This window comes from Streptomyces sp. NPDC002588 (assembly GCF_040295925.1).
Lineage (GTDB): Bacteria > Actinomycetota > Actinomycetes > Streptomycetales > Streptomycetaceae > Streptomyces.
Map to the genome: position 1 here is coordinate 1 of NZ_JBEOWF010000031.1, position 14074 is coordinate 14074.

Here is a 14074-nt window from a genome sequence, read left to right on the forward strand (position 1 = left end):
AAGTACATCCAGTACGAGGGCTTGCACCCGGCACGCCGAGAGCACGCGCCGGACGCCGCTCCTTGACGGGCAAACGTTGCCTGCCGCGGCACTAGTCGATGTTCACCCGGAAAATCGTGTCCGAGCCGTCCGCCGCGCCTCCGTTGTTGTCGCTGTTGGTCGTCGACAGCCAGAGCTGGTCGGCTCCCGGCACCTTGGTGACGGTGCGCAGGCGGCCGTAGGAACCCACGTAGTACGCCGTCGGCGTGCCGACGTTCTCGGTGTCGCCGTCGATCGGGATCCGCCACAGGCGCTCGCCGCGCAGCGACGCCATGTAGACGACGTTGCGGACGATGGCGATGGCGCTCGGCGAGGCCTCGGCGACGTTCCAGGTCATCTTCGGGTTGGTCATGCCGGAGACGTCACAGGTGCCCTCGCAGGTGGGCCAGCCGTAGTTGGCGCCCGGCTTGATCAGGTTCAGCTCGTCCTTCGAGCTGTTGCCGAACTCGGCCTCCCACAGTCGTCCGTTTCGGTCGAACGCGAGGCCCTGCGGGTTGCGGTGGCCGTAGCTGTAGACGTAGTTGCCGAACGGGTTGCCGGGGGCGGGATCGCCGCCGGTCGTCATGCGGAGGATCTTGCCGTTGAGGGAGTTCTTGTCCTGCGCGAGGTCCGGTGTCTGCGCCTCGCCGGTCGAGACGTAGAGGTAGCCGTCGGGGCCGAAGGCGAGCCGCCCGCCGTTGTGGTAGCGGTTCTTCTTGATGCCCTGCAGGAGGATCGTGTAGCCGGTCAGGGAGCTGCCGTCGTACGTCATGCGGACGACCCGGTTGCCCTCGGACGCCGTGTGCATGAAGTACACGTAGTGGTTGGTGGCCCACTGGGGGTCGACGGCGACGCCCATCAGGCCGCCCTCGCCGTTGGTGGTGACGGCGTCGGGCACGGTTCCTACCTGGGTCCTGGTGCCGTCCTTCGTCACCTTCCACACCCGGAAGTCGTCCCGTTCGGTGACCAGGGCGCTCTGTCCGTCGGGCATCCAGTACGTACCCCAGGGAATGGTCCAGCCGGTGGAGACCGTGGCGATCGACGAGGGGACCCCGCCGTCCGTCGCGCAGGCCTTCGTCGTGAGGTCGACGGTGTTGCTCGCCTCGGACACGTTGCCCGCTGCGTCTCTCGCCACGACGTTGAGCGCGTACGGGCTGTCGCAGGCGAGCCCGGTCAGTGAGGTGGTGGTTCCGGTGACGGACTGGTAGACGGTGGTGCCGCTGCGGATGTCGTACGCGACGACGCCCCGGTCGTCCGTGGCGGCCCCCCAGCTCAGCCGGGCACTGTCGGCGGTCACGTCGGTGGCCTCGAGCGTGCCCGGCCGGGTGGGCGGGGTGCTGTCGGTGCTCTTGGCGGTGGTGCAGTCCACGACGGGGCTGGCGGGCGAGGCGTTGCCTGCTGCGTCGCGGGCGATGACGGTGAGGTCGTAGGTGGTGTTCGGGCTCAGCCCGGTGAGCTCCTCGGACGTGGCGCTCCCGGCCGCCTCACCGAGCTTGTTGCCGTGCTCGTAGAGGTCGTACGCCGTCACGCCCACGTTGTCCGTCGAGGCGCCCCAGGTGAGGGTGAGTCCGTTCTCGGTGATCGCGGAACAGCCGGGCTGGCCGGGACGGCTCGGTGCCTCGGTGTCGGAGGCGGCGTCGAGGCTGATCCGGTCGAGGTTGGGGCCGCCGTTGTCGGTGGTCGCGGTGGCGCGGATCTTGTTGGAGCCCGCGGCCAGGGGGACGTCGAGGGTCTTGGTCGCCCAGGTGTTCCAGTCGGTGGTGGCCGGGAAAGCGACTGCGGCGGCGACGACAGTGCCGCCCACGGAGATGTCCATGGGCCGGTCGACGGTCGTCCCGTTGGCGTAGCGGAGCGTGAGCGAGGAGGTGCCGGCGGAGGCGGCGCTCACGGTGAACTCCACGTACGAGCCCTTGACGTTCGTGTAGTCGACGAAGCCGGTGCCCGTGTAGCCGGTGTGGTTGGTGGCGACTGCGCCCTGCGAGATCGTGGCGTTCTCGGCCTGGTAGTCGGTGGCCGCCCGGGCGGCCGTGCCGCTCAGCCCGACCAGGGGCGCGGCAAGAGCCAGGGCGAGAGTCCAGAGCAGGGTTCTTCTCGGTTTCACGATCGCCTCCTCAGTCCGTCGGCTGCACCCGGATCAGCCGGGTCTCCCCCGGCCGGAGCGTCGCACTGTAGGAGTCCGCGATCTCGCCCTTGTGCGATCCCGACCACAGGTCGGTGACGTCACCGGAGCCGGTGAACCCGACCTGCGACCAGTTCACACCGACCGTCGCGTTCCCGGACGTGCCCGTGTTGAAGAGGGCCACGACATAGGCGCCGTTGCTCTCCCGCTTGCTCCAGACCTGCTGGACCCCGCTGTTCACGAGGCGTTTCGCCGCGACGCCGTCCTGGTCGACGCCGATGAGCCGGTCGTTGGTCAGCATCGCCTTGTCGACGGGATCGAGCACGGTCAGGTCCGTGCCCAGGAGCAGTGGGGCGCCCGCCATGGCCCACAGGGTGAAGTGGGAGCGGCGCTGGTCGGCGGTCAGCCCCACCTGGTCGCCGTTGCCGATCTCCAGCGAGTCGAGGTCGTTCCAGCCGCCGGGACCGGCGTTCGGCTGCCAGGAGGCCGCCGTGGCGAAGCGGGACGAGACGTGCGACCAGTCGGTGAGGGGGTAGCCGCTGCCGTTCTCACCGGGGCCGCAGTAGCACTCGACGTCGCCCTGGGTGCGCCAGCTGTTCGCGAGCCGCCGCCAGGTGGCGGCCTCGGCGATCGGGAGGTTGTTGGAGAGGGCGAAGTTGATGGGCCGGCCGCCGGCCCGCAGCGCCTTGTCCCAGGCCTCGACGTCGGGGATGTCCTGGCTTCCGACTCCGTCGATCTTCAGGTAGTCGACGCCCCAGGAGGCGAACTGCCGCGCCCAGGAGTTCACGAACTCCTGGGCGCCCGGCTTCCCGTAGTCGATGTAGTACATGTTCTTGCAGTTGTAGTTCTTCTCGGTCTTCGAGGTGTCCGCGATGTCCTTGGCGTGGTACGAGGTGCCCTCGATCGGTGTGTTCGCGGTGACCGCGTTCTTGGCGATGCCCGGGGTGACGTAGAAGCCGAACTTCAGCCCCTTGGCGTGGATGTAGTCGGCGAGGGCCTTCATCCCGGAGGGGAACTTGGCCGGGTCGACGCTCCAGCGGCCGTAGTTGTCGACGACGAAGCCGTTCGCGTCGCACTTCTGCCAGAAGTCGTCGAGGTTGACGTACACGAATCCGTGGTTCTTGAGGCCGCTCGACACCATCGCGTCGGCCTGTGCCTTGATCTTCGCCTCGGTCGGTGTGCGGCGTACGAAGCTCCAGCTGCTCCAGCCCATCGCGGGGCGCAGGGAGAGACCGTTGTCGGAGGCGGCCGCGGGCGGCGCACCGCCGAGCAGCGGGAGCCCGGAGGCGGTCAGCAGGGCCGCCGCTGTCAGAACGAGGGTTCTGGTGCGGTTCATGAGTGTCCCTTCGGACGGCAGTTCCCCTCGGACCCGCCGTCGTCGATGCGGAGCGCTCCACCGGTCGTGTCATGACTGTCCGTCAGGCAGTGGCCGGTGACGCTCTGGAAGCCCACGTCGTACGGGGAGTCGGCGCCGCGCTGGGCGGTGAAGCGGCGGAAGCGGAGGTCGCTCGCCTGGTTGGCGACGACCGCGGGGCGGCCGTCGTCCGCGACGAACCCGACCGAGCTGTCCGTGAAGGTGACGTGGTCGGCGTTGTGCAGGTACCAGCCGTAGGCGGGCCGGGTGCCGATGCTCTTCGGGTTGTAGTCGGTGGAGTCGTTGGCCGGTACGGTCGTCGGCATCGGGCCGTTGCCGCCGGGCACGGTGATGTGCACGTCGTCGAAGGTGACGCCGCTGATGCGGTGGCCGTTCTCGCCCCACAGGGTGGGGCTGTACGACGGACTCGAGCCGGTGGCCGTGATGTGGTCGTAGGTGATGTCGGTGATGGAGCCGACGCCGGGATCGTCGCCGCAGCGTTTTCGGGTGCCGATCTTCTGCATGACGGGCGAGTGCACGTCGGTCATGGTGATGTCCCGGTAGTGGACGTCGGAGATCTTCGCGCCGTCCATGGAGACCATGCCGAGCCCGGACTTGCCCGAGCCCTCGATGCGGATCTTCTCGAACCGGTAGTCCGAGAAGTCGCCGCAGGTCTCCGAGCCGAACATCAGGGCGTTGCAGCAGACGGCCGAGAGGTACGAATCGCTCACGCGTACATGGCCGTTGGGGAGTTTCGCGCCGAGCGCGTAGTCGCTCTTGAAGGCGAGCGCGTCGTCGTTGGCCCTGATGGTGGCGTTGGTGACCGAGACATCCGTGGTGGAGATGATGTTCCAGCCGTCGCGGTCGCTCGCGGTGTCGATGGTCAGCCGGTCGGAGACGACGTTCGTGCAGCCGTTGATCAGGGCGGCGAAGTGTCCGCCGCGGCGCAGGGTGAGCCCGTCGCCGATCCGCAGTCCGTCGCACCGCGTCAGGGAGATGATCTTGTCGGCCTCGCCGGACTTCGGGGTGCCGGTGATGAGGTTCCCCAGCCCGTCGATGACGCCCTCGCCGACGAAGCCGATGTTCCTCAGCCGGTCGCCGTGGATCATCGCGTCGTGGAAGTGGCTGTGCCCGTAGTCCTGGTAGTCGTCGTACGGGTTGTCCTCGGGCGGGTCGTAGGTGTCGGCCCCGGAGCCCTGAAGGGTCGCGCCCCTGTCGATCCGGAGGGTGACCTCGCTCTTCATGTGGATGGTGTTCTCCGAGGCGTACCGGCCCGCCGGGAAGCGGACCGTGCCGCCGCCGGCCGCGTTCGCGGCGGCGATGGCGTCGTTGATCGCCGGGGTGTCGTTGGCCGAGCCGTCGCCCTGGGCGCCGTAGTCGCGCACGTCGAACTCAGGTGCCGTGTGCGGATGTTGGCGGGCAGCCAGGGCCGAGGGATGGGCCAGGCCGAGCACGACGGCGAAGGCGAGGAGGACGGTCGCCGCCCATCGCTTGCGCTGCTGCATGACGGGCCGGCCGATCAGACGAGTTGGTAGCCGCGCAGATTGGTGAGCAGCATGTAGCAGTCCTGCAGGGACCCCGAAGTGTCGCCCAGGGAGCGGTAGATGCCCCACTTCGGGCGCACCCGGTCGGCGAGGAAGGTGTCGACACCGGTCTTGGACGCGTCGATGACGGTGGTCGAGCCGCTCTTGAGGATCCAGCGCACCGAGCCGGCCGAGCCGTTGCCGACCTTGATCTGGAAGTCGACGTCGGTCCATTTGTCGTGCAGCGGGTCGAGACTGGTGCGGCCGACGAGGGTGTCGCTGTCGAACAGCTTCAGCTCGATGGTCTGCGCCCCGTTCACCCGGCGCAGCGACTGCACGACGATGGGCGAACTGCCGGTGCCGGGCTGCTTCATCTGCATGATGTGGGTGAAGGTGGTGGTCGCCTTCAGGGAGCTGGGGATGTACATCGAGTACGTGATCCGCCAGGTCTGTCCCTCGGTCCACTTGAGGTAGTTGCTGCCGCTGCCGTTGCGCAGACCGGTGACCTCCTGGCGCTGGCGGTCGGTGGAGGTGTCCCGGTCGACCATGTGCATGTTGAAGCGCCAGTTGTCGCCGGTGGCGAAGATGTGCGGCTGGCCCGCCGTGTGGGAGTCGGCGCGGTCGTCCTCGATGGTCTCGAAGGCGCCGAGGCCGTCGCTGCCGGCCGACGGCGCCCACTTCTGCTGCCAGGAGGCGGCGTGCGCGACGCCGGGCAGGCCGCCGACCGTGGCCGCCGCCGCGCCGCCGAGTGCCGCGCCGAGCAGGGTCCTGCGGGAGGTACGGGATGTGCTCATGACTGACTCCACCTCGTTCTGCGTGGGGGGTTGCGTAGTGCCTGTGGCGGGTTGGTTGTGGCGTGTCACCTGCGCCTGAGCTGTTCGTTCATGATCAGAAAGGCGCCGAGGCCGTGGAAGTCGTTGGTCTCCCGGGGCCGTGCGACGTAGAAGTCGTAGTCGCCGACGTTGGTGCCGATGGAGATGTCGGTGAGGTTCGTACGGCCGTCGGCGTCGAGCGAGATCCTGGCGAGGACGCCCTCGTAGCCGCGCCGCGCCACGGACTGGTAGTGGGCGTCGATGTACCCCTGCTGGGCGCCGCGCGAGAGGGCGTAGGTGAACATGCTGGAGCAGGAGGTCTCGGTCCAGTTGTCGCTCCGGGCGCCCTTGTCGATCACCTGGAACCAGCGGCCGGTGGCGGGGTCCTGGTACCGCTCCAGGCCGGCGGCCAGATCGCGGAGGATGCCGACGAGTTCGGGGCGGCGCGCATGCCGCGCGGGCAGCGCGTCGAGCACGTTGACGATCGCCATCGAGTACCAGCCGACCGCCCGGCACCAGTGCTCGGGGGCGAGCCCGGTCGCCGGATCGGCCCAGCTCACGGTCTTCGACTCGTCGTAGGCGTGCCGCAGCAGACCGTTGGACACCTGCAGGTGGCGGCCGTAGACGGCGAGTTGCCGGGCCGCCTCGTCGTCGGCGTAGGCCGAGTCGCCGAACTCCCTGCCGTACTCGACGAGGAAGGGGTTCACCATGTAGACGCCGTCCGACCAGAGTTGGTGGGCGCGGCTGCTGGTGTCGGCGTGCCAGAATCCGCCGTCGGAGGTGCGCGGGAAGCTGTCCAGGCGGTCGCGGATCTTCTTGGCCGCGATGCGATAGCGGTCCTCGCCGGTCTCGTGGTGGAGGATCACCAGCAGCCGGCCGGCCTGCATGCTGTCGAGGCTGTTGAAGTTCTGGTCGATGGTTCCGTCGCTGTGCACGAAGCGGTCGACATAGCTCTGGATGTAGGCGAGGTACCGCGGCTCGTGGGTGCGCCGGTAGGTGAGGTACTGGCCGTAGAGATACAGGCCGACCGGGTACGACCAGCCGCCGATGGTGCTCGGCGTGAAGCGTGCCGTGGTCGAGTCGACCAGGGCCACGGACCAGTCGGTCCGGGCGGCCGGGCGGGGCACCGACGGGTGCCGCGGGGCGGTCTGCGGGGCCGCGGCCGAGACCGTCAGCAGACCCGCGGTGGCCAGCGCTCCGGCCGTCAGCAGGGCACGGAGACGCCTCATGACGCTCCCGCCTTCAGGACTCGGTCCTCCGATGTTTGCTGAATACTTCGTTCCGCAAGCTGGGTAGCGCGCGGTTCCTCACGCATGGGGCGTGCTCGCTTTCCTGGGAGTGGGGGGTGTGTGGAGAGCGGAGAGACTCCAGACGACGCCTGCCGTTCACATGCATGTACCAGGTTCATGCACCGGGTTGAGGGGCGTGGAATAGAGTCCCCGCCGGACCGAACACGGTCAATGGTCCGGACCGATAAGGTCGGATCCATTTCTGGCCAATCTCCCTCTCGGGCCGGGGGGTTGACGGCACCCACGAGGCAGGGCCACCTTGTACGGCAGCCCGTAAGGAAACTTTCCTAACAGAAGGGTCCCCCACAGTGCGCTCTCAAACACTGACCCTCACCGCGGCCACGGGTGCCGCCCTCCTCGCCACCGCCCTCCTCCCCGCGAACGCCTCCGGTCTCGCCCGGGACGCCGGCCCCGCGAGGGAGGGCTCGGTCAGCGCGGCCGATCTGCTCGCCAAGGTGACGTCCTGCTCGCAGATATCGAACGGCAAGTACAAGACCGACGACGAGACCTCGGCCACGATCCCGGTGTGCGGCAAGAACGGCGCGGTCTTCTGGAAGGCCGACATGGACATCGACTGCGACGGCCAGCGCACCTCCAAGTGCAGCGAGGACACCGACCCCTGGTACCAGGACGACACGGCCTTCCACCAGTCCGACGGCAAACCGCTGCGCGCCGACTCGCTGCCCTACGTCGTCGTGCCCAGCTCCAGTTCCATCTGGAACTACGGCTCGGCGGGCATCAAGGGCGGCGGGGTCGTCGCCGTGATCTACCAGAACAAGGTGGAGTACGCGGTCGTCGGCGACACCGGCCCCACGAAGATCATCGGCGAGGCCTCGTACGCGACGGCCAAGGCCCTCGGCATCGATCCCGACCCGGAGAACGGCGGCACGGACTCCGGCGTCACCTACATCCTCTTCAAGAACTCCCAGGCGTCCCCCATCGAGAGCCACAGCGCGGCGGTGACCCTCGGGGACCAGCTCGCCCAGACGTTCCTTCGGAACAACTGACCTGTTGCCGCACGAGGACGCGTCGGCGGTGCGGACAAGCCCGCCGGCGCTCTCGTTCGGCCCTGGCGGCCCGCCGAGTGACCCTCGGCCCGCAGCAGCAGTCGGACTGTGCCTCACAGGGGAGGCGAGGGGCCGTCCGGGACCGTCAGAAGCGCCAGATGGGCGAGGTCCCCGGGCGGCGGGGTGGTCACGGACCAGAGCGGGGCGGCCGATCCGTCGGCGACCGCTGCCGGGGCGTCGGTCAGATGCATGCGCTCGCGCAGCCGGCCGTAGAAGTCCATCGGGCCCAGCCGTACGGCCCTCAGCCGGCGCGGGGCGGCGTACACCCCGAGCCACTCCCCCGGCCCCAGCACCCCTCGCAGCTGTCCGTCGATGCTGACGGCGGCCTTCCCCGAGCGTTCCAGGACGCGCAGACCGACCGGTTCGTCGGGGGCCGTGACGACCGACCGGTCGAAGGTCATGTGCGGTGCGACCGGTGTGAAGACGAGGGCCTCGGCGCGCGGCGAGACGACCGGGCCGCCGGCGGCGAAGCTGTAGGCGGTCGAGCCGGTCGGCGTGGCCACCAGCAGCGCGTCGGCCGAGTAGGAGGCGAGCAGCCGGCCGGAGACGTACACACCGACCGAGATCTGACGGTCCCTGGCCAGCTTCTCCAGCACGACGTCGTTTAGGGCGGTGACGTTCAGCGGGATGCCCCACTCGGCGTCGACCTCGCAGTCGGGGCGCACCTGGGGCGGCGGCAGCAGCGGACCGCGGCCGTACTCCACCCATGCGTCCATGCCCTCGGGCACCTCCAGGCGGCAGGAGGCGCGCAGCGTGAGCAGCATGCGGCGGTCGACGCTGAGCCGGTTCTCCCGCACCGCGTCCAGTGCCTCGCGCACCCCGTCGGCCGAGACCTCCGTCAGGAAGCCCACCCTCCCCAGGTCGACGCCCAGGACGAGGACGTCGCCCTCCGCGGCCAGCCGGGCACCCCGCAGAAAGGTGCCGTCGCCGCCCAGGGTGACGATGAGATCGGGATCGCCGGCGGCCTCGACCTCCTCGCGGGCGTCGCGTCTCCCGCCGTCGTGCCAGACGTCGATGTCCGTGCACCGTACGGCGTGTTCCGCGCACCACGCCCGGACGACCCCGGCCGCCTCCACGGCCTCCGGGCGTCCTCCGTGCACGACCAGACCGATCCGGTTCACTGTCATGTCTGCCTCCAGGGCCGTCCGGGGCACCGGCATGAGACATCGGCTGTTCATGCCTCCTGCCGGACCGCCCGGACGTCGATGGCGAGAGGGGTCGGTTCAAGTGTGGCAGGGAACGTGCCCGGGTCGACGCGCCGGGCCGGTCCGCCCGGGCCGGCACCGGAGACCGGGCTCCTCGCTCACACGTCCTGACGGCGGCTTCTGGTCGCCCGGGTGCGCCGAAGGCGCTCGGGAAGCGGTCTGCGGTAGTCGGGCAGAACGCGCTGCACGTGGAACGCGGTCTTCAGGAAGGCGCGGACAACCCGCTCGCGGCGGGGGCTGAGCCAGCCGATCCGGTGGAGTCGGCAGACCCGCTCGCCGGCCAGATAGCGCGTCACGTCGTTACCGAACGTCCGCAAGGGGGCGGGAACCAGCGCCTGGCGAAGAAGTCCATCATCGCGGTCGCCACGCGATGGCCGGAATCCGTCTGCTCGTACGGCCTGGACTCGAACTTCAGGGCGAACTCGATCATCGCGGTCCAGTCCACGGGGAACGCCTCGTCGGCCAAGGGGCCCGACTCGCGTTCCAGCAGACGGAAGAGTGTCTGCGCCCAGCGGTGCCACGCGGCCTTCATCGGCTCACTCACACCGGGCAGGCCCAGCGAGGTCTGAAGACGGTCGCCGAACGTGGCCAGCAGAACCAGGGGGTAGACGAAGTCGTCGAGGTCGTCGAAGTTGCCGGGTAAGTGCGGGGTCCTGCGGGCGACGGCCAGATGGATGCGGTTCAGCCGCGCGGCGGCCCTGCGGCCCGCCTCGCTCGAGAGACCGTCCACCATCCAGGCCATCAGGAAGTCGTTGCCGTCCTGGAAACGCCGGTGGGGTCTCGTCTCCAGCTTCGCGGTGTGGGCCAGGGTGGCGGAACCCATGCCCGGCTGCATCATGCGCATGGTTCCGGGATAGATCATCATCGCCAGGGCGAATTCCGGGACTCGGTGGCCGACGTAGAGCGAGATCATCCGCTCCCAGTCGGTCTCGGGGTCCATCCGGGCCAGTTCGCGGTCCACCCACTTGTACCCACGGCGCACCGTCGGTTCCCCCCTCTTTCGAAGATCTGCATGAACCCGGTGTCCGTCAGCCGAAGAGGATGTGTCGCAGGGTCCGGGTGAGGTGTTCGGTGAGTTTCCCGGTCGGCATCGAGGCGAGTGGTTCGGTTCGTGCGATGTACCGGCTGAAGGCCACTCCGATCAGGTGCGACCCCACGAGTGCCACGCGGGTGTCCAGGTCGTCGTCGGGCGCCGCCGGTGCGTCGGGGGACAGCACGGACCGGTAGACACCGGCGCTGTGCTCCTGCATCGCTACCAGGAGGTGGGCGGCGGCACGTTCGTCGGACGCGGCACTGCGCACGAGGGCGACGAGCGGGTCGTTGACGGCGTCGGTCTCCATCCGCTCCACGAAGGCCCGGGCGATCCGGTCGGGCAGGGTTTCGGGATCGCCGGCGGCCACCCGGCCCAGATCGCTGTTGCCGGGTACGGCCGCGAGGAAGAGCCGCTCCTTGGACTGGAACTGACGCGAGATCAGACCGTGGGTCACCCCGGCCCGGCGCGCGATCTCGCGGAGGGTGGTACGGGCGTAACCGCGCTCGGCGAAGGTGTGCCGGGCCGCTTCCAGGATGGCTGCCCGGTGTCCCTCCGGGTCCCGCCGACGCGTGCGCGGCGGCCTCTCCGGCGCTTCCCGATCGTTCATGGCGACTCCTTCATGTGATCACTGTAGTGCGGCGGCCGGAGCCCTCACCGACGCTGATACGGTTAATATCCAAGTGGCCATTAAGGGGATGCGGGGTGTGCCGTGAGCCGTTCCTCCCCTCGTCCCGGCGCGAGCCGGCCGAGGCCACACCCGGCAGTCTTCAGCCAACCGACAGCACAAGGACGGTCATTGCATGACCAGCACACTCATCGTCGGCGGTAGCGGCGGCCTGGGCGGCGTCATCGCCCAGCACTTCGCGGACCGCGGCGACGACGTCGTCATCACCAGCAGGGACAAGGCACGGGCCGAGACCGCTGCCGCCCGGATCGGGCCCGGCGTCCGGGGGCTGGCCCTCGACCTCGCCCGGCCCGAGACCATCGCCGCCTCGTTGGCCGAGGTGACCGAGGTCGACAACGTGGTCGTCACCGCGGTCGGACAGGCCGCGAACACGCTGGCGCAGTTCGACATCACGGATGCCGTCTCGGCCGTGACCATGAAACTCGTCGGCTACGCCGAGACCGTCCGTGTGCTGCGCGACCGGTTCACCCCCGGCGCCTCCGTCGTCCTCTTCGGCGGACTCGCCAAAGAACGCCCGTATCCCGGCTCGACCGTCGTCACCACCTTCAACGCCGGGATCACCGGGCTGGTGAGGACCCTCGCGGTGGAGATCGCTCCGCACCGCGTCAACGCCCTGCACCCGGGCCTGATCGGCGACAGTCCGAAATGGCGCGACGTCCCCGACCCGCCGCACTCGGCCCGGACGCCGATCGGGCGGCTGGTGACGATGGCCGAGATCGCCGATGCCACCGATTTCCTGCTCCGCAACACCGGCGTGAACGCCCACGACCTGCACATGGACGGTGGTCTGCTGGTCACGTGACCAGGGGACGGCCCGGTCACACCGAAGACGACCGCCGCGCTCTCCGCCCGGTTCGGACCCGTACAGGGACCACCGGGCGGCGTCGCCGCCGAGCCGCCGCCATGGAGCACCTCGTGTGATCGAGCCGGACGGCGAGGGCCTGTACGACCGGCTGATCCGCCACATGCCCCCGCGTATTCTTCCGGCGTGGCTGAAACCGAACCGATGCGGCTTCCCGGCATGCCGTTGCACGATCCGTTCATCGTGGCCGACGCGAAGTCCCGGACGTATCACCTCTACACGTCCAACGAGCCGTCCGTGTCGGGCGTGGACGGCACCGGCACGATGGTCTACCGCAGCCGCGATCTGCGCGACTGGACGCGCCCCTCCGTGGTCTTCCGCACCGCCGAGCAGCAGGGCATCTGGGCGACCGACGGCGCATGGGCACCGGAGGTGCACGCATGGGACGGCCGGTACTACCTGTTCACCACACTCCACGACGAGGGCAGACCGCTCCCGTCGCCGCCGCCGGGCCGGTGGGGGACGCCACTGCCGATGCGGACCTACATGCGGGGCACGGTCATCGCCGTGTCGGACACGCTCCTCGGCCCCTTCACCGTCCTGGACCCCTCCCGTCCGACGACGCCCGAGCACCTCATGGCCCTGGACGGCACACTGCACGTCGACAGGTCCGGACAGCCGTGGCTGGTGTACGCGCACGAGTGGCTCCAGACCATCGACGGCACCATGGAAGCCGTCCGGCTGGCTCCGGACCTGTCCCGGACGGCCGGAGACCCGGTCCTCCTGTTCAAGGCGTCGGACGCCCCCTGGCTCACCGAGCAGATCCCCGCCGGTGTGCCCCACCAGCTCCCGCCGTACATCACCGACGGCCCCCAGCTCCACCGCGCGCCCGACGGCTCCCTGCTCATGCTGTGGTCGACGTACGAGAAACACACGGCCGGCCCGGACGGCACCGTCAGCGGCGGCTACGTCCAGACCTGCGCCGTCGCCAAGTCCGGTGCCGTCACCGGGCCTTGGGAACAGGGCCGCCCACTGGTCCGCGAGGACAGCGGTCACGGCATGCTGTTCCGCACCTTCGAGGGCGAGCTGATGATGATCCTCCACCGCCCCTTCGAGAACGCCCGCGGCAAGCTGTACGAGATGGGCTTCCAGGGCCCCGGCCTACGGGTACTCCGCCGCCGGGCGGACCTGGACGGCGGCGGCTGACACCCGCGGCGCACTCCTCGGTCACATGGCCGGTTCCGCGGGGTGCAGACGGCTGCCGTTGACGGCCACGCGACGGCCGTGGCGGGTGTGGGGGAAGTAGTCCCACACGGCGTGGTGCTGCACGCTGCGATTGTCCCAGCACACCAGGGTGCGCGGCTGCCAGTGGACGCGGCAGTGCAGCAGCGGCGTCCCGGCGATGTGCGCGTAGAGCATCCCGAGCAGGGCATCGCTCTCGGCGCGGGACAGCTGGGTGATGTGCGAGGTGTAGGGGGCGTTGACGAACAGCAGCTTGCGGCCGGTCTCCGGGTGCCGGACGACGACCGGGTGTTCGGTGCGCGGGATGTCGTACTCGGGGGGCGGGGTCTGCCCGGCGGCGGTCCAGGGCAGGGCCCCGTCGTGCAGGGCGGTCAGTCCGTCCAGGAACTGCCGCATGGACGGTGAGAGCAGCTCGTAGGCGAGGTGCATGTTGGCGAACAGGGTGTCGCCGCCGCCGTGTTCGGGGACCGTCGTGAGGTAGAGCATCGAACCGAGGGAGGGCTCGGCGTCCGCGGTGCCGTCGGCGTGCCAGCCGTTGCCCGCGACGATCCGGGATTCCCCGGTCGCCTTGATCTCCAGGATGTGGGGGTCGGATCCCTCGGCCGGGAGCGCCACGGGGTGCAGCTCGCCGAAGACGCCCGCGAACCTCTTGTGCTGCTCGGGGGTGAGGTCCTGGTCGCGGAAGACCAGGACGTGGTGGGTCTGGAACGCGTGCTTGAGTTCCTTCTCCTGTCGGGGGGTCAGTTCCCTGGCGAGGTCGAGACCCGAGACCTCCGCGCCCAGCAGCGGTGTGACGGGGGTGACGGAGAGGGTTTCGTACGGTTCGGCGGGCCGGGTGGTCAGCCGCTCGACGGCCTGCAGTGCGTACTCCTCCATGGGAGACCTCCGTGAAATGGGTCGGCGGGAATGGCGGCGGGGATGGCTC

General features: G+C 69.5%; 13 protein-coding genes. 3 read left to right on the forward strand and 10 right to left on the reverse strand.

What is annotated here, in order from left to right:
- Window positions 1–91 precede the first annotated feature (91 nt).
- From ABT057_RS30920 to ABT057_RS30940, 5 genes are all read right to left on the reverse strand, one after another.
- Complete coding sequence (locus ABT057_RS30920; RefSeq protein WP_352346929.1) at window positions 92–2119, reverse strand: PQQ-dependent sugar dehydrogenase; 2028 nt, start codon at window positions 2117–2119, stop codon at window positions 92–94.
- A gap of 10 nt (window positions 2120–2129) precedes the next feature.
- A complete protein-coding gene (locus ABT057_RS30925; RefSeq protein ID WP_352346930.1) occupies window positions 2130–3473 on the reverse strand; it encodes a glycoside hydrolase family 27 protein in 1344 nt (447 codons plus the stop codon).
- Complete coding sequence (locus ABT057_RS30930; protein WP_352346931.1) at window positions 3470–4996, reverse strand: glycoside hydrolase family 28 protein; 1527 nt, start codon at window positions 4994–4996, stop codon at window positions 3470–3472. Before ABT057_RS30930 ends, ABT057_RS30925 begins: the two co-directional genes overlap by 4 nt.
- Before the next feature lie 14 nt (window positions 4997–5010).
- Entirely contained in the window at window positions 5011–5808 is a 798-nt protein-coding gene (locus ABT057_RS30935; protein WP_352346932.1) for a heparin lyase I family protein, read from the reverse strand.
- 65 nt (window positions 5809–5873) lie between these two features.
- Entirely contained in the window at window positions 5874–7055 is a 1182-nt protein-coding gene (locus tag ABT057_RS30940; RefSeq protein WP_352346933.1) for a glycoside hydrolase family 88/105 protein, read from the reverse strand.
- 368 nt (window positions 7056–7423) lie between these two features.
- Here ABT057_RS30940 and ABT057_RS30945 point away from each other — a divergent pair, with 368 nt between their 5' ends.
- Window positions 7424–8122, forward strand: coding sequence for a glycoside hydrolase family 75 protein (locus ABT057_RS30945; RefSeq protein WP_352346934.1), 699 nt, complete (start codon window positions 7424–7426; stop codon window positions 8120–8122).
- A 113-nt stretch (window positions 8123–8235) separates the two neighbouring features.
- Here ABT057_RS30945 and ABT057_RS30950 read toward each other — a convergent pair whose 3' ends face one another.
- The 4 genes from ABT057_RS30950 to ABT057_RS30965 all read right to left on the reverse strand — a co-directional run bounded on the left by ABT057_RS30950 (window position 8236) and on the right by ABT057_RS30965 (window position 11027).
- Entirely contained in the window at window positions 8236–9309 is a 1074-nt protein-coding gene (locus tag ABT057_RS30950; protein ID WP_352346935.1) for an NAD(+)/NADH kinase, read from the reverse strand.
- Window positions 9310–9485: 176 nt separating this feature from the next.
- Window positions 9486–9683 (reverse strand): hypothetical protein, encoded by a 198-nt coding sequence (locus tag ABT057_RS30955; RefSeq protein ID WP_352346936.1) that lies wholly within the window; start codon window positions 9681–9683, stop codon window positions 9486–9488.
- Window positions 9680–10369 carry a DUF2236 domain-containing protein gene (locus tag ABT057_RS30960; protein ID WP_352346937.1) on the reverse strand — a complete coding sequence of 230 codons (690 nt, stop codon included), beginning with the start codon at window positions 10367–10369 and terminating at the stop codon, window positions 9680–9682. Before ABT057_RS30960 ends, ABT057_RS30955 begins: the two co-directional genes overlap by 4 nt.
- 46 nt (window positions 10370–10415) lie before the next feature.
- On the reverse strand, window positions 10416–11027 hold the full coding sequence (locus ABT057_RS30965) for a TetR/AcrR family transcriptional regulator (protein ID WP_352346938.1): 612 nt from the start codon (window positions 11025–11027) through the stop codon (window positions 10416–10418).
- 193 nt (window positions 11028–11220) lie between these two features.
- Here ABT057_RS30965 and ABT057_RS30970 point away from each other — a divergent pair, with 193 nt between their 5' ends.
- Both ABT057_RS30970 and ABT057_RS30975 read left to right on the forward strand, forming a co-directional pair.
- Window positions 11221–11907, forward strand: coding sequence for an SDR family oxidoreductase (locus ABT057_RS30970; RefSeq protein WP_352346939.1), 687 nt, complete (start codon window positions 11221–11223; stop codon window positions 11905–11907).
- Window positions 11908–12111: 204 nt separating this feature from the next.
- Complete coding sequence (locus ABT057_RS30975; protein ID WP_352347019.1) at window positions 12112–13113, forward strand: glycoside hydrolase family 43 protein; 1002 nt, start codon at window positions 12112–12114, stop codon at window positions 13111–13113.
- A 21-nt stretch (window positions 13114–13134) separates the two neighbouring features.
- On the opposite strand, the gene ABT057_RS30980 is transcribed toward ABT057_RS30975, so the two are convergent.
- Entirely contained in the window at window positions 13135–14025 is an 891-nt protein-coding gene (locus ABT057_RS30980) for a TauD/TfdA dioxygenase family protein (protein ID WP_352346940.1), read from the reverse strand.
- Window positions 14026–14074: the final 49 nt, after the last annotated feature.